Raw genomic sequence first — 20,173 nt, 5'->3', positions numbered from 1 at the left:
GTACACCGGACGCCGCCAACTGCACCTGCCCGAAGCGAAAGAAACGATGCGGCAGAAGTTGCTGCGCATGTGTGTGGCGATTCCGGCGATCCCTTACCGTCGGCTGATCGCGCGCCAACCGAATCAGCCTCTTGCAGCTGCGGCCTGATCGACACGATGGAACGGTGTGGGGAGTTTGACGAAGATCAACTTAATGGGTAGGGGTTAGCTTAATGCGGATCAACTTGATTGGTGTGGGTTAGCATGAACGGTGTGGGCGCTGCTGCAAACGGAAGGGTTCAGGATACATCAAAATCACGGTCTTTTCGTTTCCCTCACGCCTTGTCCTTGATCTCCTGTCTTGATGTCTTTGTCTTGATCTCTTGTCCGGTCTGTTTCACCTCCCCTAAACCTGATTCCTTCTCCTAAGCCCGTCTAAATTATTTCGAGCCTATCTGCTTCTCCACCAAATATTTTCTTCTCCCGAGCTTGTCTGTTTCTCTGCTACCCTGATCAAACGGGATAATCGTGCAAAGCGTCCGGACAGCGAGTGTTAGTCTGCCGCCCCCCCAAGAAAAGAATACTTTAATTCGTTTGGCAGTTGATTTAGGTCGGGCTGATGGTCTAAAACAATGAAAGACACCTCTTCTGTCTGATCAGCGGAGCTGAACGATTCTATAATCGCAAGAAAAACTACCACTAAACGCGGTCTGGCTACCCAGAATGTACGTCGATAGACGTTTTTCTTATGCCTGGGCCGTTTCCTTTTTTGCGTTGATCGTACATAATGAAGGGAAAGTTGGCTTGGAAATGAAGGCATGAAATATGAGAAAGTTGTCTGCGGCCGGTTCGGCGAGCGCGTAAACCGAGTGACGAACAGTTGGAGCGAAACGATGAGAAAGCTGAGGATTTGGGCCTGGGGAGTTATAATCTTGTCATTGCTAGCCGGATGCAGCAACCAGGATGTTGAGAGCTCGGCCAAGCCGTCATCGGCGGTTAAAAAAAATATGGAGGTGGAATTTACACGTCTCGAAAGTGTGTTTGGGTTTGCGGATGAGTCAGGGGAGAAGTTGATCACTATCCCGGACGACAGCGGAGCCGGCTTGGACGATCCGGAACAATTTAACGCCGCCATAGGAAATAACGGGGAATGGGTTGAGATTGAGTTTGTCCACCGGCAGAAGGCCAATGAACAGGATAACAACAGGCAAACAATGTATAATTTCAACAATATGGCCGGGGACGTTTATAAAGCGAAGAACGGGAAGTTCATTCAGAACGAATCCTATCTGCTAACGAGGGACGGCGTTATGGACAAAAACTCGTTAATGACTTTGAACAGCACCGTGGACGGCCAGTCGCAAACGGGGGAGGGACTATTTGCCGGCGGATGCGGAAACGATAGCGCTAATCGAAGCGAGCAAAAAACGAAAAGTCACAGCAAGCAGCTTGCTGTCCGCATCGGCGGAAAATGAGAAAATCGCCCTGTTTGTGTTTGAGCGCAAGGGAGACGATATGCTGGCCAGCATCGCGTATATCAAAGGGGATCAAGTGCTGTTCAAAGATTATCCCGCAACATATAACGAGTACGGCACCTGGAGGGTTGAGGGCGGAGGCGATCACCCCGGCCGCTCTCCAAGAAACTGATTTGAGAAGTGGGAGATATTGGGCCCCCATATAATACAGTTGAAGAGTTATTCTTAAGCAGAAACGCCAGAGCTCGGGGGTGACCTTGAGCTTCTGGCGTCTTTGCATCCTTATAAACGGGGATTTCAAATTTATTGCGGGTTCGTTGTCCAGATGCCGGCGGTTTTGATGAATACGCGCTGCGGCAGTTTCAGGGTGGCGGTGATCAATTCGGCCACATCTTCCGGCTGCATCATCCGGTCTTCGTCGCCGATTTTCAGGCCGGCTTTGACGGCCAATTCCGTGTTGACAGTGCTCGGGGTCAAGGCGGTGACGCGGATGTTGAACTTTCGCACTTCCTGGAGCAGGGACTCCGTTAAGCCAAGCACGCCAAATTTGGAGGCGCAGTAAGCGGAGCCGGTGGCAAAGCCTTTTTCCCCTGCGGTGGAGGCCACATTGATAATGGTTCCCTGATTTTGTTTAATCATCGTTGGCAGTACGGCGCGGGAAACATAATACGTCCCCATAAGATTCACTTGAATGATCCGTTCCCACTCCGCAGGGTCCATATCGAGCAAGGTGCCGAACTGGGCGATCCCCGCGTTATTAATGAGAATATCGGCCGAACCCAGTTGTTCTATCAACTGGCTTACCGCTGCATTAACTTCTGCTTGATTGGAGACATCGGCTGCAGCGTAATAAGAGTCTACTCCATATGTACGCTTTAACTCGCCTTGCAGGGCTTCGAGATCCGCGCTGGTTCTGGCGAGCAAACCGAGCTTAACCCCTTCCTTCGCCAAGGCCAAAGCGGCCTCTTTTCCGATTCCTTTACCCGCTCCGGTAATAATCGCCGTTTTGTTTTGCAAATCCATGATCTATCATCCTCTCTTAATAGGTGTATCATCCATTATATTACAGCGGCAATCTTCGTTTCAAAGCATTAGTTAACAAGTCGCAGGAAAAAATCGCTTGACCTGCGAACACTCTTCTGCTATTTTGATATTAACAAATTGTTATTATCAATGTAATACTAAGAAGGTGCTGATTTTATGGCCCGCCTATTAGGATGAAAGCCGAGGGGATGCTACATGAAAAAAGGGTTGGGCGGCTGGAGCTTATTCGAAATAACCTGGCTGGTGTTATTCACTGGAATCGCGATCGCGCTCACGCTGCTGATGAAGGATTCTTTGTTTGGGTTTACGGTGTTTATTACGGGAGTGCTGTGCGTGGTGTTTGCGGCCAAAGGCAATCTGATGACCTATGGGTTCGGGATGTACAATACGTTCGGCTACGCTTATTTGGCGTATGTCAACGGTTTGTTTGGCGAAGTGATGCTGAATCTGCTGTTTTTTGTGCCGATGAACGTCATCGGTTTCCTGATGTGGAGAAACCACCGCCATGGTGGCAAGTTGACGATGCGGCAGATGGATGTTAGAGGCCTGCTTCTTGTGGCCGGCGCATGTGTTCTGGGAAGCGTTCTGCTAGGGTTCGGATTATCGTACATTCCGGGGCAAAACTCCCCTTATATCGATGCCATTACGACCGTATTGTCGGTCGTTGCGACGATGTTAATGGTCAAGCGGTTTAAAGAGCAATGGCTCGTTTATATTGTGCTGAACATGTTTACGGTGCTGCTATGGGCGATCAGAACGCTGGAAGGGAGCCAGGACGGCGTGCTGATGATCGTGATGTGGAGCGCCTACCTGATCAATGCGATATACGGCTACTATAATTGGAACAAAGGAGCAAAGGAGAGTCTGGCATGAAAACGCTGGGATTAACTTTAGGAAAGTTCGCGCCGCTGCACAAAGGGCATCAGTTCATGTTCGAAACGGCACTGCAAGAAGTGGATGAGCTGATCGTCGTCATCTATGAGACGGACGTGATGCCGGTTCCGCTGCATATCCGGGCGGGCTGGATTCGTAAGCTGTATCCGGCGATCAGGGTGATTGAAGCTTGGGACGGCCCGGACGGCTATTCGAACGACCGCGAGCATGAAATCCGGGAGGAGCAGTATATTCTGGGCTTGCTGAAAGGCGAGCAGGTGACGCATTTTTACTCCAGCGAGTTTTACGGAGAGCATATGAGCCTGGCGTTGGGCGCGGTGGACAGAAGGGTTGATGAAGCGCGTAAGGAAGTCCCGATCACGGCGACGCTGATCCGTTCCGATCCGTATAAATATCGGGAGTTTATCAGCGATGTTGTATACCGGGATTTGATCACGAAGGTGGTGTTCGTGGGAGCGATGTCGACCGGCAAATCGACGATCACCGAAGCGTTGGCGCGGCGGTATGGGACGACGTTTGCCAGCGAGTACGGGCGCGATTACTGGACCGAACATCAGGTGGACCGCAGGATCGGCCTAGAGGCGTTCGATGAGATCGCTACTGGGCATATCGAGCGGGAGGAGCAGGCTTTGCTACGGGCGAACCGGTATCTTTTTGTCGATACCAATGCGATTACCACGTATATGTTCGCCTTGGACTATCATGGACGGGCGCCGGAGCTGCTAACCCGGATCGCTCAGGAAAACGCGCAGAGATACGACCTGTTTTTCCTGTGCGATGACGATATCCCTTACGATGATACGTGGGACCGCAGCGGGGATCAGAAGCGGCATGTTTTTCATAAACAGATTATTGCCGACTTGCAGGAACGCCGGATTCCCTTCATTACGCTGCGGGGAAGCCTGGAGGAGCGCATGCGCAAAGTGGATGAAGTACTGGCCGGCTTCAAGCCGTACAGCAATTATTTTGGCGAGCTATAGAAGTTGAACTAAAGAAAAGAGCGGAGAGAGGCAAGAGTGTGAAATGATTCTGAAGAAACGGCAGTGGTCGCCTTTGTGACCGGATTTCTACCTTGTATGAATTTGCTAAATCATAGAAATCTGGGAACAACAGCGATCGTAAGAACATTTCACACGGCTGCCCTGTTCCGTACAATCAATAGTTCAACTTATATAAACAACAAAAAAGGCGGGTGGAGTTGGTGGATATGTTGGATCGTGACGGACTAACGGAACGCGAATTTTTGCAGCGGTATTCGCCGGGGGATTACGAGCGGCCTTCGGTGGCGGCGGATACGGTTATTTTCACCGTGACGGACGGGGACGCGGACAATTACCGCAAGCTCCCGGAAAAGGAGCTGAGGGTTCTACTCATTCGCCGGGGCGGTCATCCCTTTCTCGGCCAATGGGCGCTGCCGGGCGGTTTCGTCCGTCCGGATGAAACGACGGAGCAAGCCGCGGCGCGGGAGCTTCAGGAGGAAACTGGCGTGGATGACGTATACCTGGAGCAGTTGTATACGTTCAGCGACGTGGGGCGTGATCCCCGCACCTGGGTGATGAGCTGCAGTTATATGGCGCTGGTGGACAGCAGCCAACTGCAACTGCAGGCGGGAGACGACGCTGACGATGCCGCCTGGTTCAAGGTGTCCTACCGGCTGCTGCGGGAGCGGAAGGAATTGATTGATGGCGGTTACGTGAAGGCGCTGCAGTATGAGCTTCGGCTGGGCTCCGGCGAGGTTGAACTCGCCGCGGTTGTGGAGCGGACGGTGACAGTAAAGCCGGCATCAACGGCTACGTCATATTCCGTCGTGTCCAATGACGGGCTGGCATTTGATCATGCGAAAATTATTGCCTGCGCTGTCGAGCGCTTGCGGGGAAAAGTGAATTACACCGATATCGCGCTTCATTTAATGCCGAAGCTGTTTACCTTAACGGAGCTGCAGCAGGTTTACGAGGTGATTCTGGATAAAGAGCTGCTGAAGGCGGCCTTCCGGCGCAAAGTGGCCGACCTCGTCACGGAAACCGATCATTACACGGAAAATGCAGGCCACCGCCCGTCGCGTTTATATCGAAGAAATATGGAGGATTACCGATGATTTACGGAATTGAAGAGTTGCGAAAAGCTTATAACGCCGGGAAAACGTTCAAGTTCGTGTTTTTCTGGGGGCATACGCCGTCCAAAGACGGAAGCGTGGACAAAAGCTGCTTTAGCCAGTGGTGGATGAGTACGTTCACCGTAGAGGGGACGGAATACTCCTGCGCCGAGCAGTTTATGATGGCGGAAAAAGCCCGGCTGTTCGGGGATGACGAGATGCTGGCGGCGATTATGCAGGCGAAGCATCCCAAGGAGATGAAAGCTTACGGCCGCGCGGTCCGAAACTTTGACAAGGACGTCTGGGACAGGGAGTGCTACGGCATCGTTAAGCGGGCTAGCTTAGCGAAATTCTCACAGAATCCGCAGCTGGTGGACTATCTCAAGTCAACGAAAAACCGCATTCTGGTGGAGGCCAGCCCGCGCGACCGCATTTGGGGGATCGGCATGGGACAGTCCAACCCGGATGTGGAGAATCCGACGAAATGGCGGGGCAAAAACCTGCTGGGATTCGCGCTGACCGAAGCGCGGGATGAAATATTGAGGGAAGAAGGGGAAGGAAAATGAAACGAAAAGGAATTGCCGGGGACACCTTGCGGATCCAGCGGCAAGGCTTCTATGAATATGAAGGGCGCCAAATTGATTTTGCCGCGGCGCAGAAGCGTTCGGAGGACGGCAGCCGGTTGATCACTCCCGACCAGGGGGCAGAGCTGGTAAGAACTTATCGTATGCTGCCCCGATCACAGGAAGTTGCTAAATATTCCGTCGCGAACGAGGCCACCGTAAAAGCAATCCTGGATTTTGCGGCAGCGGGCCAAGATCGGGTCGGCGTGCTGAACTTCGCCAGCGCCAAAAATCCGGGCGGCGGGTTTCTGAACGGTGCGATGGCCCAGGAGGAGAGCCTGGCGGCTTCCAGCGGACTGTACGAAACCCAGCTGCGCAACGAAGGCTACTATGCCGCAAATCGCGCCTGCCGTTCCATGATGTACACGGACCATGCCATTTACTCGCCCGATGTGGTCTTTTTCCGCGACGAACGGTTTAAGCTGTTGGAACGGCCGGTTACGGCTTCCGTCTTGACGCTGCCTGCCGTAAACTACGGGCAGGTTCTGCTTAAGGGAGAGGATACGGTAGAAGCAAAGCGAGTGATGAAAGACCGCATGCGGCTATCCTTGGCGATATTCGCCAGCAAAGGCGACAAGCATCTCATTCTGGGAGCGTACGGCTGCGGCGTGTTCCGTAACGATCCGGTAGAGGTGGCCCGCTGGTGGAGTGAACTGCTGGATGATGAAGGCTGGAGCTCGTTGTTCGCGGAAATCCGGTTCGCGGTATTGGACAGCTCGAAGGACGGCAAATGCATCCGTGCCTTCGAGCACGCGTTTCATGACTAAATCGCTACCGGTTGAAATCGGCTCGTCCCGATTAGATTACGCTGAGCCGTTCGCCGGTGCAGGCGGATTGCCGAATCGTTTCCAGTAGACGGTGCAGGCGGGCGGCCTCACGAAAGTCGGGGGCCTGAAACGTCCCCTGGCGGATATCCTCTGCCAGCACCTGGTGAGCCTTCAAAACCTGATTTACGGTCACTGAACCATCTTCGGTCTCATCGTATACCCTTTGGAGTGTCTCCTGATCTCCATAACTCCCAAGGTGCCCTGACGGATACAGCGCCTGCTCGGCCAGCAATCCCCCGAACTGAACATGACCTTGGGACCGGGGTTGGGAAATGCGAATGACCCCTTTCTCTCCTTGAATCTCCAATTCAAATTTGGGATAGGTTCCGCCCTGAATATGGGCCGATACTAATGCGCCGTTTTCGAGCATGCCGTGAACCATAATTTGGTCGGCCGTATCTTTCGGCACGGTTTCCCCGGTTCCCAGCACCTTAGCCTCTGAATAATTGCTGTTCATGGTTGCGTAAACTTCTTTCAAATCTCCTAGCACAAAACTAAGCGCGTCAAGCGAGTGTCCCCCGTTAATCGCCAGCAGGGTAGCCCCATACTTTTCCTGGAGCAGATAGATGGCGTTCTGTTCCGTAAACCCTCCCTTGCCCGGTGTGGATACCGACATGGAGGCGGATAACACCCGTCCGATGTCTCCGCGCGATATGCGGTTCTTCACATCCAGCAGCGACGGTGATTGTCTAGCTTGCAAGCCGACCGCATGATGAATCCCTTTTTGGTAAGCCAGCTCCGCCAGTTCCTCTGCCTCTTCCGACGTGACGGTAAGTGGCCATTCGCTGTACACATGTTTTCCTGCGGCGATGGCCTCCTTGATCATTTCGTAATGATGGGGAACCTTGACGCTGACGACCACCAAATCCACATTTTGGGACCGCACCAGTTCCCGATAGTCATCGAAAGCCAGGGTGACATCCAGTGCAGCGGCACTCTCCTTGGCGGATGCCATATTCGAGGTGGCAATGGCGGTAATTTCATGGCATGTGCTTTGGGTAAGGGCCGGAATATGAGTCCGGCTGGCCCATTGATTGTTTAACGAGCCTCCGATGATCCCTGTGCGTAATTTTGCTGAATCTGCTGAACCCACCTTTTTCATGTCTAACTTATATCTCCTTCCGTCTTTATGATCCTTTGCCGTTTCAGTATACTGGGATTAATCCATCACGAATAATGCATGTTTTTTATGGAGTCATCATCTTTTTTGATAGCTTGGAGGTCCGTATGGATATTGACAATATGAAAGCTTACGTTACCGTCGCCGAATTAAAAAGCCTGTCTGCCGCAGCCATCAAAATGAACCATCTGCAGTCCAACATGACGGCCAAGATCAAAAAAATCGAAGCCCATTACGGGCAGCAGCTGTTCATTCGGAGCGCCAAAGGCATGGAACTGACGTCGGAGGGACGGAAGCTGTACCGCCAGTACAAAAAAATGCTCGTTTTATGGGAAGAAACCGAGTTGGATATGAGCCGGAGGGAGATGAAGATTAGGCTGGGCACTATGCAATCCGTCTTCGGCAAAGATCTCACGGACGCCCTGACCCGCTTATATGAGAGCCGCGCCGATCTGTCGGTAACGCTAAAAACCGGGACCACACTGTCGATGGAGCACGAATTGATCCAAGGCAACATCGATTTGGCCTTCACCATCGGCAGGACCGATTCGCCGCAGCTGAGTTACAAAAAGCTGGGGACGGAGGAGATGGTGCTCATCGAAAAAAGGTTCGCCAGCGGGCTGAGCCTGGAGAGCTGTCTGCACGGGGAGAACTGGATCATTTTGACCCGGGACTGCTTGTACGCAGCGATTCTGGAACGGCTGTATGCCGAGCTTGATCTTGAAAAAGGGGAAGTCACGGAAGTTGGGATTCTGGATACCCTCCTTCAGCTGACCTCCCTTGGCATGGGCATCTCCTTGATGTCCAAGAATATCGTGATGCAGCACGGTTTTTCGGCATATGCCCAGCTTCCTGAACCGTTCCGCTATGTGGACAAATATTTGGTCACCCGCGCGGGGTATGAGATGTCTCCCCTGGAAAAAAGCTTCGTGGAAACGAGCCATTTCCTATAAAGCGATGGGATTACCCGCCGCCTATCCCCGGTTTTTCCGCAGCTGCTTGTAAATACGTTGGGCTTCAAGGAAACCCGAGGTGGCCGCGCCTTGGAAGCCTCCGCCGGGTTGGGTCCACGCTCCAACCAGGGACAGGTTGGCAAAAGGGGTCTTCCGCGAGGTTCGCTTGATCCCGGATTGTTTGACGGTTTGGGCAAAACCGTATACGGCGCCGCGCGGATTTTTCGTATAACGCTCCATGGTGCGCGGCGTGCCGAGCTCCAGCAAGGTGATGCGTTCCTTAATGCCGGGATAGCAGCTTTCCAGGCGCTGCAGGAGGATATCGGTGACCTCTTGCTTTTTCTGCGTGTAAGCTTCGCCCCGCTCCGGCCAGTTGCCGATATCATCAATCAAGGTAACGGTCAGCACGCCGCGGTCGTGGCGGTTTAAGGCGGGGTCCATTTTGTTGTAATTGGTTAACCCCAGGTTGGCGGCGCCATATTTTCCTTGGATCGCGTTTTCGTAATCGGTCTGATGATCCGTTTCTTCCACCAAAAGAAGGTCTTCGTCCACGATGCCGAGTTCTTCCGGATGGCAGGACAACCCGATATAAAGCTGAGTCAGCGATGGGCCGATTTCATGCTGCTTAAGTCGCTTTCGATATTCCTCGGCCTGTGGATGGTGCTGGATCAAAGGCCCCAGCGTATGCTCGGGGCTGGCGTTGGAAACGACCCAGTCCGCCGTGAATTCCCGCCCTTTTTGGGTGCGGATTCCGCGGGCTTTTTTGCCGTGAATCAGGATTTCGGTCACTTCCTGCCGGAGATGCACCTTACCTCCGTTTTGTTCGATCACATCGACGAGCGCATCGGATAAGGCCTGGGAGCCGCCTTGGATGTAGTAAGTGCCTTCGAGGTGATACCCTAGCCAGGGAATGAAAAAATAAACCGCGGAAAGCCGTTGCGGCGGCAAACCGTAATAAGACCAGAGGACGGTAAAAAAGCTCATGAACGCCTCGGACTTCACATACCGCCCGATCACTTGCGCGGTGGTTAATCTGGACCATTGGACCAGTGTCGGGCATTTGGCCAAAAAGCCGAGGGCTTTTTTCCAGCCGGGAATGCCGGGATCGTTCAGGAACTTCATTTCTGCGGAAAGCCGGCGGATATCCGCAAACAAGCGGGCAATCCCGTCTTTCTCCTCCGGAAAACGCCGCTCAAGCTGCGCCAGGTACGCGTCGGCGTCCTGGGGAACGTCGAACTTTTCGCCTTTCCATTGGATCGAATAAGGATGTTCTTTGGGCAGAGGTTGGATGTGCTGCATCACCCCGCTCGCCTGCAAAATTTGATAAAACCCTTGCCCTTGGCCCAGCCCGCCGACCCCGTGCAAAGCCGCGTCAAAAGTGTATCCCTTGCGCTGGAAATTAGTAACATACCCTCCGGGCAAATAATGATGATCAAACACGGCAACTTTGTAACCCAAGACGGACAATCTCGCGCCGCAGGTTAATCCCCCCATTCCGGCACCTACGACAACTACATTATAATGATCCATGGTTTCATCCCCTATTATTTGATTTATCTTTCCAGTTGGTTAATTTAAAAACAAACCATCGGTTTGTTTTTAAATTAACGTATTCCTTCGATAAGTGTCAAGTTAAAATATGTATAGTCGCAAAACACCAAAGCCAAACTAATTAGGAAAAGAAAGCAGCGGCACTGTACTCGTGGGAGGCGTAAGAAGTGGTAGACGTATTTACGGAAATCATCATCCAATCTCCTCGTGACAAAGTTTCAGACTATGCTGCTAATCCCAACCATGCGCCGGAATGGTATGAAAATATCGAGTTGGCCGAATGGAGAACCGAACCACGGTTAAGGGTCGGCTCTCAAGTGGCCTTTAAAGCCCGGTTTCTGGGACGAGAACTCGCGTATGTTTATCAAGTCACGGAATATATCCCGGGTGAAAAGCTTGTCATGAAAACCGCGGAGGGACCTTTTCCGATGGAGACCATCTATACTTGGGAATCCATCGGCGGTCATTCCACCCGAATGACGCTTCGCAACCGGGGGACTCCGAGCGGATTTTCAAAGATGTTCGCTCCGTTTATGTCCGCTATGATGAAAAAAGCAAATCGTAAAGATTTGCAAAAAATAAAGAGTATATTAGAGGATGCTTGAAGCAAGTTTTTATCATGTCCTCAAAAATTAAGAGCAAAAAATGTCGTTATTCCGGCGATATCAGTCCATTTTAGAGAAATAGAGGAAATTTATGTCGCTATTCTCCCCCGTCGCAAGGAAATGCCAGCGTTCTGGATCATTCATAGGAAAATAAGTACATAAAATGCCGCTAATGGAGATAAAGATGCAAGGGTCCAGGAAATAAGTACATAAAGTACCGCTATTTTGCGGGCCGACGCAACCCGACGCTGCCCTGTCGATCCCGTTCCGTTCCGGTAACCGGCCGTTATGCACCGATTTCCAGGTTGAACCGAAAAAAATCCCCTCCAATAATTTGAAGGGGATTGCCGCTGCTTCGTTAAGCCAATCTCATCTTAAAATCCTCATACCCGAACTCGTGCAAAATCTCGCAATCGCCGTCCTTGTGCTGGACCACGAGGGCGGGAAGCGGCATGCCGTTGAACGTGGTGTTCTTCACCATCGAATAAATCGCCATGTCGCCGAACACCAGCCGGTCGCCGTTCTTCAAAGGCTGATCGAACGAGTAGTCGCCGATCGTATCGCCGGACAGGCAGGTTGGCCCGCCCAGCCGGTACGTGTACGGCTTCTCGCCCGGTTCCCCGGAGCCGAGCAGCGGCGGACGATACGGCATTTCGAGCACATCAGGCATATGGCACGAGGCCGACGTGTCGAGGATGGCGATATCCATGCCGTTTTGCATCGTGTCGAGCACGGTTGTAATCAGGAAACCGGCGTTCAATGCTACGGCTTCCCCGGGCTCCAGGTACACTTGCAAACCGTATTTGTCTTGCATCCGTTTGATGCATTGTTCCAGCAGAGGAATATCGTAATCCTCGCGGGTGATATGGTGGCCGCCGCCGAAGTTGATCCACTCCAGCTGCGACAGCCACGGTCCGAACTTCTCTTCGATCGCATCCAGCGTGGTGGCTAAATCATCCGAATTCTGCTGGCAAAGCGTGTGAAAATGCAAACCGGAAATCCCGCCCAGCTGCTCGGGCCGGAAATGCTCGATCGTCACACCGAACCGGGAACCCACCGCACACGGATTGTAGATGTCGTGCCCGACCTGCGTAGAGCATTCGGGATTGATGCGGAGGCCGATTTTTTTGCCGGCGGCGAGCACCTTGTCGCGATATTTTTCCACTTGGGAAAACGAATTGAAAATAACATGATCGCACAGCCCGATAATTTCGTCGATCTGATCTTCGCGGTAGGCCGGGGAGAAGACATGGTTTTCTTTCCCCATCTCCTCGTGCCCCAGCCGCGCTTCATACAATCCGCTGGCCGCCGTACCGCTCAAATACTCTCCGATCAGCGGATACAGGGTGTACATCGAGAACGCTTTTTGCGCCAAAATGATTTTTGCGCCGGTGCGCTCCATGACCCCGCTGAGGATGCGGAGGTTTTTTTCCAAAAGGGCTTCATCCACTACGTAACAAGGGGTAGGCAGTTCCTCAAAACGCATCGGATTAAACGAGCTCCGTTTCCAACACTTTTTTCGTATCTTCTTCCGAAGGATATTCGTCTACAGGCACCGGGTTGAAGCTTTCTTGCCACGGCAGACCCCATTTGTTCAGCGCGTCCATGAACGGATCCGGATTGAACTCTTCGATGTTGTAAACGCCCGGCTTGTTCCAGTGTCCTTGAAGGACCATCATGGCGCCGATCATGGCCGGAACGCCGGTGGTGTAAGAAACGGCTTGGGAGCCCACTTCCTTATAGCATGCTTCATGGTCACAAACGTTGTATACGTAGTAAGTTTTATCTTTGCCGTCTTTTTTACCTTTAAAAATACAGCCGATGTTCGTTTTGCCTTTCGTGCGCGGTCCCAGAGAAGCCGGATCCGGCAGGACAGCTTTCAGGAACTGCAGCGGAATGATCTGCTTGCCTTCGAATTCGATCGGCTCGATCGAGGTCATGCCTACATTTTCGAGCGCCTTCAGGTGCGTCAGATAGCTTTGGCCGAAAGTCATGAAGAAGCGGATCCGTTTCAAACCAGGGATGTTAACGGCAAGGGATTCCAATTCTTCGTGGTACAGCAGGTACATATCTTTTTCGCCGACTTCAGGGAAGTCGTAGACCCGTTTGATCTCCATCGGTTGGGTTTCGATCCATTCGCCTTTTTCCCAGTATCTTCCGTTAGCCGAGACTTCGCGGATGTTGATTTCCGGGTTGAAGTTGGTGGCAAAAGGATACCCATGATCGCCAGCGTTGCAGTCGAGAATGTCAATATACTCGATTTCGTCAAAATGATGCTTCAGGGCATAGGCGGAAAATACGCCGGTCACGCCAGGGTCGAAGCCGCTGCCCAGAAGAGCGGTAATGCCGGCCTTTTCAAAACGCTCGCGGTATTCCCACTGCCATTTGTATTCGAATTTCGCGGTATCTTCCGGTTCGTAGTTCGCTGTATCCATGTAATGCGTTTTCGTCGCCAGGCAGGCGTCCATGATCGTCAAATCTTGATAAGGCAGCGCCAGGTTCATGACGATGTCCGGTTTCACTTCGTTGATCAGGGCGATCAGCTCTTCAACATTGTTGGCGTCTACTTGCGCCGTCGTAATTTTCGTTTTGCCGCCGTCCAGTTTGGCTTTCAGCTCGTCGCATTTGGATTTCGTGCGGCTGGCGATGCAGATTTCCTCAAACACTTCACTGTTTTGAACACATTTGTGAATGGCCACGGAAGCAACTCCGCCGGCTCCGATAATAAGCGCTTTTCCCATTGTTCCATTTCCCCTAACCCAGTAAATTTTAGTGCTGCTTTGTTGGTTCCGCGAAATTTGCAAATAAAAAAACAAGTAATGAACGCATAGGTGCGCACCACTTGTCTTCGATATAGTCAAATATTAAGATAACTCCGGTCATGACGGGACGAACGACATAAGCGTCCGTAACACGCTCGCCAATCAGCCATAAAACGCGCGCTTTTTATGGAAAAGTTCTTAATATTCAAATATATCATGTTAGGATCAGAGTCTATTTAGCAAATAATCGCCTTTACCACTCTTATTGACCGTTTCACAAGTTGATGTGCGATATGCACCGGTTGTAAAGTAACCAACTTATAAAATTTGAGCTTTTAACTCAATCAATAAGGCAACAAAAGTTGCCAATCGGCATTTGACCCGGCTGTCCGTATGGCCTTAACTCTCCGAGGAAAGTGGTCAAAAATTATCTGCTTGGAAAGACCCGAGAATATACTTGAATATTAGCTTTCCAAATTAACGCTGTCCTTATATTAGCAGGACATATGGGAAAGGGCAAGAGAAAAAACAAAAAATTGTTATGAATAATTTTGGATATTTAATATATGGGTTAATTGGAAAAATCTGATTGACAAATCTCGTACAAGCCTTATAGGATAAGTATAGATATGGAAGCGTTTTATGTGGAAGGAGAGTGATGTTTTCATTAGCAGGACCCGTATGGTTTCCATACCAAAAAGTAAAAAAGGAGCGTGAAAATAATGGTAAAAAAGCGGGTTATACGCAAAGTGTTAAGTTTGTTTTGGATCTTAAGTTTGGTTGGCGCGTACTTCTATGCGCTGCCGGAAGCTCAGGCGGAGAATACCGTCCTGGTGCAAAGCGATTTTGAGGACGGCACGGCCCAGGGGTGGACCGGACGCAGTGCGGAGGAGACGTTAACGGCGGAGGCCGAAGCGGCCCGCAGCGGAGCTTACGGATTGAAGGTGGCGGACCGCAGCAAGGGTTGGCACGGGGTGACGCTGGACGTGACGGCGCAGATGGAATTCGGGAAAACGTACGTGTTTTCGGGCTGGATCAAGCTGCCGGCCGGTTCCCCGGACAGCCGGGTGTACATGACGATGCAGCGTACGGCGGGGAGCGATGCGCACTACGAACAAATCGCGAACGGCACCGCTTCGGCCAGCCGCTGGTTAGAGCTGCGGGCGGAGTATAAATACCGTGAACCGGGGGATCAACTGTCTATATACTTTGAAATCCCGGATCAACCGACGCTGTCGTTTTATCTGGACGATTTTGCGCTGGAGCGGCTGCCCGACTCCGACCCGATCGTCATCGAAGACGGGATTCCGTCGCTCAAAGACGTATTTGCCGACGATTTCCTGCTCGGGGCCGCTTTTGAAAATTCCGAGCTTTACCAGGAGCCGGACAGACAACTGCTTGCCAAGCATTTCAACAGCGTAACTCCGGGCAATGTGCTGAAGTGGGATAGCACCGAACCGGCGGAAGGCCAGTTCCGCTTCACCGAGGCGGACGCGGCCGTTCAGTTCGCATTGGACAACGGCCAGCAGGTGCGGGGGCATGCGCTAGTGTGGCACAATCAGACCCCGGATTGGGTTTTCCGGGATGAGAGCGGCAATCTGGTCAGCAAGGACGTGCTGTTCCAGCGGATGGAGAACCACATCAAAACGGTTATGGGCCGGTACAAAGACGCGATTTATGCTTGGGACGTTGTCAATGAGGTGATCGATACCGGCGAGTCTGACGGGCTGCGCCGCAGCCTGTGGTACCAGATCGCCGGCGAGGAATACATCGAGAAGGCCTTTATTTACGCGCATGAAGCCGATCCCGACGCCGTGCTGTTCATCAACGACTACAACACACATGAGCCGGCCAAGAGCCAGGCTTTGTACAACCTGGTGAAGCGGCTGCAGGAGAAGGGCATTCCGGTTCACGGGGTAGGGCACCAAACGCACATCAACATCGACTGGCCGCAGATGAGCGAGATCGAAAACTCGATCCTCAAATTTGCCGAGCTTGGACTTAAGACGGAAATCACCGAACTGGACATCGATGTGTATACGAACACCAATCAGCGTTACGACACATTGCCGGACAGCATCGCGCAAAAGCAGGCGACCCGTTACCAACAGCTGTTCGACATTTTCAGAAAACATAGCGACCTGATCGACAACGTGACGATTTGGGGCAAAGACGACGGAAACTCCTGGCTCCGCAAGTACCCGGTGAACCGCAACAATTGGCCGCTGCTGTTCGATGAACGGCTGCAGTCCAAGCCGACTTACTGGGCAATTGTGGACGCTGCCCAGCCGCAAGTTCCGGCGGCGCCGGCGAACGTCCGGGCGACGGCCGGCGATCAGCGGGTGACGCTGAGCTGGGGCGCGGCCAACGGGGCGTCCGGGTACCATGTGAAACGGGCGGAGCAAAGCGGCGGGCCGTATGTGACGGTGGCCCAAGGGGTTACGGCTGCCGTGTATGGCGATGCCGGCTTGGTCAACGGCAAGACGTATTATTACAAGGTCAGCGCGTTCAACAGCGCGGGCGAAAGCCGGGACTCGGCGGAAGTCAGCGCGACGCCGCGGGAGACCCCGACGCCGGAGCCCGGCGACCTGGCGGTGCAGTACCGGGCCGCCGATTCCAATGCGGGCGACAACCATTTGAAGCCGCATTTCCGCATCGTCAACCAGAGCGAGGAAGCGGTGCCGCTGAGCGAGCTGACGCTCCGGTACTGGTACACGATCGACGGGGACAAGCCGCAGCAGTTCCACTGCGATTATGCGCAGATCGGCGGCTCGAACATTAGCGGCAGTCTGGTGAAGCTGGACCAGGCTCGTTCGGGAGCGGACTATTATCTGGAGCTGTCGTTCTCCCCGGCGGCCGGCAGCATCGCGGCGGGCAGCAACACCGGCGAGATCCAGACGCGGATCAACAAGACCGACTGGACGAACTACAACGAGCTCGATGATTATTCTTACGATGGGGCCCAGACGTCGTTTGCCGACTGGGATCGCATCACGTTGTACCGGAACGGCACGCTCGTTTGGGGGACCGAGCCGGGGATGTGATGTAGCGCGTATGGGGGAGAAACTTCCGGTGCGCTTATGCAGTTCAAGGGAATGGGTAGGAACGCGTAAAAGCGCGGTAAAGCACGTTAAAGTAAGTTTAAGTACGTTAAAACTGTTAAAGTACGAAAAATCTAACGGTTGCAGCAGCGGCTATTTTCCGAAAAAAGCCCTTTTCAAAATTCTAACGGTTGTCAGCGTCGTTATTTGCCTGAATCTAAGCGAAATTAGCCGGTTTTAAGTGAAATAAGCGCTATGGCAACCGTTAGAATTTGAAATCAACGTTTTTGGAACAAATAGCGATTGTGGCAACCGTTAGCTTCAAGTTAAAGGCAAAGCACCAAAGCCGTCATGTGTTAATTGGCGGCTTTGGCGCTTTGTGTTTTGGTTCAGGGGGCGTGCCCGTTTCCTGGGTAGACCTTTACCGGGGGCAGAATATGGGCGGGAATCGGGCAGACGTATCCCTCCAGGCCGCCCCGGCTGCTCAGCTCCCGTTTCGCCTCTTCGAGGACGGCCGGGTCTTTCAGCAGCTCCGCCGCGGTCGCCGCGAGCACTTTGGCGGCATGCAGCATGCCTTTATGGGCGGCCGCCGCCTGCCCTTGCGCGACCATCTGCCACGAGTGAAACGGCGTATCGGCGGCGAAGCAGACCGTTTCGAGCTGGGCCGTCGGGACGACCCAACTGACATCGGCGACATCGGTGGAACCGAGCATCCGGCCGGTCACGGGGCGGTACGGATCGAGCGTCTCCGGCAGGGCGGCTTGATCCGGAGCGTATTTCGGCTCCGGGTTCATTTCTGGTCCAGCCTCCGGGTCCGTTACCGCTCCGGCCTCTGGTCTTGGGTCACCTTTCTGGCCGGCCACCTGCGGCGAATCCGTTCTTGGAGCGGCCTCCGGTTGCGAATCCACCTTCAGTCCGCCGTCCGTTCCCGGCTTCGACTCCAGCCGCAGCGTCTCCAGTATGGCGCGGGCGTAACGCCGCTCCACCTCCGTAAACGCTGGTACGCCAAGCGTCTCAAAGCACCTCTGCATGATCCGCTCCACAGTCACGTTTGGGATCAGATTGGAGCAGGCTTTTTCGAAGCCAATCTGCACCTCCGTTCCGGTCATCAGCGCCGCTCCCTTGGCGATATCGTTGATCCGCGCGTAAATTTTCTCCACTTGGCGAACCTCGGGCGCGCGGATTAAATACACGACTTCCGCGGTCGCCTGCACGACGTTTGGGGAGAATCCGCCCGTATCCGTGACCGCGTAATGGAACTGGGCCTCCCGCGGGACATGCTCCCGCAAATAGTTGGCCCCGACGTTCATTAACTCTACCGCATCCAGGGCGCTCCTTCCCGTATGGGGGCTGGCGGCCGCGTGCGAGCTACGCCCTTGAAACCGGTAGCGCACCTGGTAATTGGCCGAGGACGTCTGGGAAACGACCGCGTTACCGTAGCCGGGATGCCAGGTCAGCGCTACGTCGACGTCGGCAAATGCGCCTTCCCGCACCAGGAACGTTTTGCCGGAACCGCCTTCCTCGGCCGGGCAGCCGTAATAACGGATCGTGCCAGGCAGCCCTGCTTCAGCCATATATTCCTTCAGGGCCACCGCCGCGGCGAGCGAACCCGTGCCCAGCAAATGATGGCCGCAGCCGTGCCCGCTGCCTCCGGGTTTAAGCGGTTCCCGGATAACGGCGCCCGCGGTCTGACTCATCCCCGGCAGCGCATCGTATTCGCCCAGGATGGCGATAACCGGCCAGCCGCAGCCGTACGAAGCCATGAATGCCGTCGGCAGCCCGCCGATGCCAAATGCCACCGTGAACCCTTGCTGCTCCAGCCGCTCCGCAAGCAGCCCGGCCGATTCGAACTCTTCGAATTTCGTTTCGGCCAGCTCCCATAACCGGTCGCTCAGCTCCGTCATCGCTTCCCGCCGCCGCTCGACCAGTTCGGCAATCCGCTTCCAAGCGGCCGTTTTTACGTCTCTCTCCTGTGCCATGGCCGATTAGCGGGTGAGCGCCAGCACATCTTCGGTCGTGATGTTGGCCCCGGTTTGCAAATATTCCATGTTGAGCAGCGCCATATCATGGGCTTGCCGGCTCGTGCCCACAACAGCGTCGGACACGACATGGAAATGGTAGTCGTGCTGATGGGCGTCCACGGCCGTAAAGCGGACGCAGATATCGGTCATGCCGCCGATCAGGTACAGGCGTTTAATGCCAAGGCAGCGCAGCAGCAGATCAAGGTCAGTCGCGAAAAAGGCGCTGTAGCGTCGCTTGGTAATGATGTATTCGCCTTCGATCGGGGCGGTGGATGGGTGAAACTCCTCGGCGGGCGTCCCTTCCAGGCAGTGGACTTTCTCCACGCCGTCGAGCTCACGGCCGAAGTCGCTGTGGTCGGCGCGGTGCAGCTCGCGGATCTGGATGACCGGCATCTGCAGCTTGCGGAAATGCTGAATGACTTTCGGCGCGTTCAACAGGCAAGTGCCGCCCTCCATCACGGGAATGGCGTCGCTTTCCGTATCGTTTTGAATGTCGATGACGAGCAATGCGCTATGTTCGGGGATTTTTGCCATAATCGGCTCTCCTCCTCATTATTGGATTTTAATTAAACAAGTCTTCCACGGAAATGACCGAGCCCGTTTGGAAATATTCGATATTATCGAGCGCCGCCTGGGCAACCTCTTCGCTGCTCGGCGTCCCGCAGGCTTCCTTGAACACGTGAACGTGGTAGTTGTATTGATGCGCGTCCACGGCCGTATAGTGAACACAGATGTCGGTCATGCCGCCGGCGAGGAACAGATGCTCGGCCTTCAGCCCGCGCAGCAGAATTTCCAAATCGGTTCCGAAAAAGGCGCTGTACCGGCGTTTGTCCACCGTATATTCGCCCTCGATCGGCGCGGTCGGCTCGTAATACGTTGCTTCGGGCGTGCCCTCCACGCAGTGAATGTTCTCCGCTCCGTCCAGCTCGCGGCCGAAATCGACCAGATCCTTGCGGTGGATTTCGCGGATGTGCACGATCGGCACGTCCCCGCGCTGGCGGAAATATTCGGTGACCCGTTCGACGTTTTTCAAATACGCCAGCCTTTTTTCCGGAATGCCGCGCGGATGCTTGGCAGGGTCGGAGTTTTGCACGTCAACCAGGATAAGCACGCTGTGTTCGGGAATCGCAATCATGTGATCGCCTCCTAATTAAAATGGGGTGGCGGGGCGCTGACGCCCCGGCCA

18 protein-coding genes are annotated in these 20,173 nt (G+C 53.7%); 10 read left to right on the top strand and 8 right to left on the bottom strand.

Going from position 1 to position 20,173, the window contains the following annotated elements; all coding sequences use genetic code 11:
- The first annotated feature begins 797 nt into the window (after positions 1-797).
- Both ACLD72_RS14905 and ACLD72_RS14900 read left to right on the top strand, forming a co-directional pair.
- A complete protein-coding gene (locus ACLD72_RS14905; protein WP_410995309.1) occupies positions 798-1,454 on the top strand; it encodes a hypothetical protein in 657 nt (218 codons plus the stop codon).
- Positions 1,429-1,626 carry a hypothetical protein gene (locus ACLD72_RS14900; protein ID WP_410995311.1) on the top strand — a complete coding sequence of 66 codons (198 nt, stop codon included), beginning with the start codon at positions 1,429-1,431 and terminating at the stop codon, positions 1,624-1,626. The genes ACLD72_RS14905 and ACLD72_RS14900 overlap by 26 nt, the downstream gene beginning before the upstream one ends.
- A gap of 131 nt (positions 1,627-1,757) precedes the next feature.
- On the opposite strand, the gene ACLD72_RS14895 is transcribed toward ACLD72_RS14900, so the two are convergent.
- Positions 1,758-2,477 (bottom strand): 3-ketoacyl-ACP reductase, encoded by a 720-nt coding sequence (locus tag ACLD72_RS14895; protein ID WP_410995312.1) that lies wholly within the window; start codon positions 2,475-2,477, stop codon positions 1,758-1,760.
- Positions 2,478-2,693: 216 nt separating this feature from the next.
- On the opposite strand from ACLD72_RS14895, the gene pnuC reads away from it, so the two are divergent.
- From pnuC to ACLD72_RS14870, 5 genes are all read left to right on the top strand, one after another.
- Positions 2,694-3,371 carry a nicotinamide riboside transporter PnuC gene (gene pnuC, locus ACLD72_RS14890; protein ID WP_410995314.1) on the top strand — a complete coding sequence of 226 codons (678 nt, stop codon included), beginning with the start codon at positions 2,694-2,696 and terminating at the stop codon, positions 3,369-3,371.
- A complete protein-coding gene (locus ACLD72_RS14885; protein WP_410995316.1) occupies positions 3,368-4,372 on the top strand; it encodes an AAA family ATPase in 1,005 nt (334 codons plus the stop codon). Before pnuC ends, ACLD72_RS14885 begins: the two co-directional genes overlap by 4 nt.
- Before the next feature lie 221 nt (positions 4,373-4,593).
- Entirely contained in the window at positions 4,594-5,487 is an 894-nt protein-coding gene (locus ACLD72_RS14880) for an NUDIX hydrolase (protein WP_410995318.1), read from the top strand.
- Positions 5,484-6,050 carry an NADAR family protein gene (locus ACLD72_RS14875; protein ID WP_410995320.1) on the top strand — a complete coding sequence of 189 codons (567 nt, stop codon included), beginning with the start codon at positions 5,484-5,486 and terminating at the stop codon, positions 6,048-6,050. Before ACLD72_RS14880 ends, ACLD72_RS14875 begins: the two co-directional genes overlap by 4 nt.
- Positions 6,047-6,874 carry a TIGR02452 family protein gene (locus ACLD72_RS14870; RefSeq protein ID WP_410995321.1) on the top strand — a complete coding sequence of 276 codons (828 nt, stop codon included), beginning with the start codon at positions 6,047-6,049 and terminating at the stop codon, positions 6,872-6,874. Before ACLD72_RS14875 ends, ACLD72_RS14870 begins: the two co-directional genes overlap by 4 nt.
- Before the next feature lie 31 nt (positions 6,875-6,905).
- Here the strand turns inward: ACLD72_RS14870 and ACLD72_RS14865 are convergent, their stop codons facing one another.
- Positions 6,906-8,036 (bottom strand): Gfo/Idh/MocA family protein, encoded by a 1,131-nt coding sequence (locus ACLD72_RS14865; protein ID WP_410995323.1) that lies wholly within the window; start codon positions 8,034-8,036, stop codon positions 6,906-6,908.
- A 125-nt stretch (positions 8,037-8,161) separates the two neighbouring features.
- Here ACLD72_RS14865 and ACLD72_RS14860 point away from each other — a divergent pair, with 125 nt between their 5' ends.
- Positions 8,162-9,007, top strand: coding sequence for a LysR family transcriptional regulator (locus ACLD72_RS14860; protein WP_410995324.1), 846 nt, complete (start codon positions 8,162-8,164; stop codon positions 9,005-9,007).
- A gap of 21 nt (positions 9,008-9,028) precedes the next feature.
- On the opposite strand, the gene ACLD72_RS14855 is transcribed toward ACLD72_RS14860, so the two are convergent.
- Positions 9,029-10,537, bottom strand: coding sequence for a phytoene desaturase family protein (locus ACLD72_RS14855; RefSeq protein ID WP_410995326.1), 1,509 nt, complete (start codon positions 10,535-10,537; stop codon positions 9,029-9,031).
- Between the two features lie 188 nt (positions 10,538-10,725).
- Here ACLD72_RS14855 and ACLD72_RS14850 point away from each other — a divergent pair, with 188 nt between their 5' ends.
- Entirely contained in the window at positions 10,726-11,163 is a 438-nt protein-coding gene (locus tag ACLD72_RS14850) for an SRPBCC family protein (protein WP_410995327.1), read from the top strand.
- A 358-nt stretch (positions 11,164-11,521) separates the two neighbouring features.
- Here the strand turns inward: ACLD72_RS14850 and nspC are convergent, their stop codons facing one another.
- The gene (gene nspC, locus ACLD72_RS14845) at positions 11,522-12,649 is read right to left on the bottom strand and encodes a carboxynorspermidine decarboxylase (protein WP_410995328.1); all 1,128 of its coding nucleotides are present in this window, start codon (positions 12,647-12,649) and stop codon (positions 11,522-11,524) included.
- Positions 12,650-12,653: 4 nt separating this feature from the next.
- Positions 12,654-13,904 carry a saccharopine dehydrogenase family protein gene (locus ACLD72_RS14840; protein WP_251594427.1) on the bottom strand — a complete coding sequence of 417 codons (1,251 nt, stop codon included), beginning with the start codon at positions 13,902-13,904 and terminating at the stop codon, positions 12,654-12,656.
- Between the two features lie 743 nt (positions 13,905-14,647).
- On the opposite strand from ACLD72_RS14840, the gene ACLD72_RS14835 reads away from it, so the two are divergent.
- Entirely contained in the window at positions 14,648-16,969 is a 2,322-nt protein-coding gene (locus ACLD72_RS14835; protein WP_410995329.1) for an endo-1,4-beta-xylanase, read from the top strand.
- A gap of 386 nt (positions 16,970-17,355) precedes the next feature.
- On the opposite strand, the gene ACLD72_RS14830 is transcribed toward ACLD72_RS14835, so the two are convergent.
- The 3 genes from ACLD72_RS14830 to ACLD72_RS14820 are packed head-to-tail and all read right to left on the bottom strand — an operon-like array spanning position 17,356 to position 20,122.
- Positions 17,356-18,945, bottom strand: a complete 1,590-nt coding sequence (locus ACLD72_RS14830; protein WP_458475836.1) for an amidohydrolase — start codon at positions 18,943-18,945, stop codon at positions 17,356-17,358.
- 6 nt (positions 18,946-18,951) lie between these two features.
- Complete coding sequence (locus ACLD72_RS14825; protein WP_251594432.1) at positions 18,952-19,521, bottom strand: cysteine hydrolase family protein; 570 nt, start codon at positions 19,519-19,521, stop codon at positions 18,952-18,954.
- A 28-nt stretch (positions 19,522-19,549) separates the two neighbouring features.
- On the bottom strand, positions 19,550-20,122 hold the full coding sequence (locus tag ACLD72_RS14820; RefSeq protein WP_410995332.1) for a cysteine hydrolase family protein: 573 nt from the start codon (positions 20,120-20,122) through the stop codon (positions 19,550-19,552).
- Positions 20,123-20,173: the final 51 nt, after the last annotated feature.

The sequence above is a fragment of the Paenibacillus lacisediminis genome (assembly GCF_046567315.2).
This window is presented reverse-complemented; position numbering and strand designations above follow the sequence as displayed.